Below are 1151 nucleotides of genomic sequence, written 5' to 3'. Positions count from 1 at the left end.
TAAATACAGAAATAGTGAATTAAATATAGTCATTATTTTGAGAAATTAGAAAAATTTAGTGAGGGGAGGTTATATTAATGAGGTTTATCGAATAATTAAGTTGTGCTCAATTTGGCGGCAACTTGTACCTTATTTGTTACTTTTAAAGTTTAAATGATGACAGACTATTGTTACGCAGATTTTGTTGATACTTATTATTTACATTCGCTCGTAATTACTTACATTTTAAGTGGTTTTAATCTAACCTCTTATTCAGTTTTTGTTCATTTTTTTGGCGTTAGGATGCGCCCCGACTTTGGCTAGACAGCTGAGGCATAAAAGTAATATTTATAGGGAATTTAAAATGAAAAAATTAGCCGTTATCATTTCGAGCATTTTATTATCAAGCGCTGCAACCACTGCAATAGCCGCAGATACTTACCAATCAATCAGCCATGTAGGATACGTGGATGTAGATGGTGATGACACACTAAGTGTTGACTCAACTTATTATTTTTCTCCAAAAGCGACTTTAGGTCCTTACGATCAATTTGAATACATCAATAAGCAAACAAATGTTTATGGTGCATACAGTGATAATGATTTTGCAGATGTTACTAGCATTGGCGGTGAGTATTTTGTAGAAGATTTTGTATTAGGTGTACAGTACAATAATTTCGATAGTGATTTTGGCTCAAGCACGGATGTAATTGAACTTTCTGCAGGTTACTTCTTTAATCCAAACCTTTTATTAAAAGCAACGTTTGTTGATGTAGAAGATGCTGAGAATCAGTTTGTGTTTGACCTAGCATATAACCACGAATTAAATAGCACTGATTATATCGGTTTCACAGTAACAGCAGATGATGAGTTTGATTACCGTGCAGTAGCAGCTAAGTACTTTGCTGATTTACAGCAAGGTAACTACTTGACTGTTGAAGGTAAATTTGAAGATGTTGATGGTGGTTCAAGTAACTGGGAATTAGCATCTAACTACTATTTCAGCAAAGCAACATCGGTTTTTGTTACAGTTAATAAAAATGATGATTACACTCTTGGTGCTCAACACTTCTTCAACAACAATGTTGGTTTAGAAGCAGGTTACGGCAATAACTGGGATGATTCTGATTATGATGCTTACTTTGCAAATGTAAGCTTACAGTTCTAATTTA

At 33.9% G+C, this 1151-nt stretch carries 1 protein-coding gene; it reads left to right on the top strand.

Annotation, left to right across the window (positions count from 1 at the left end; all coding sequences use genetic code 11):
* Positions 1-343: 343 nt before the first annotated feature.
* Positions 344-1147 carry a putative porin gene (locus H5072_RS20040; RefSeq protein WP_182694588.1) on the top strand — a complete coding sequence of 268 codons (804 nt, stop codon included), beginning with the start codon at positions 344-346 and terminating at the stop codon, positions 1145-1147.
* Positions 1148-1151: the final 4 nt, after the last annotated feature.

The organism is Pseudoalteromonas sp. SR45-5, from assembly GCF_014163565.1.
GTDB lineage: Bacteria > Pseudomonadota > Gammaproteobacteria > Enterobacterales > Alteromonadaceae > Pseudoalteromonas > Pseudoalteromonas distincta.
This window is presented reverse-complemented; position numbering and strand designations above follow the sequence as displayed.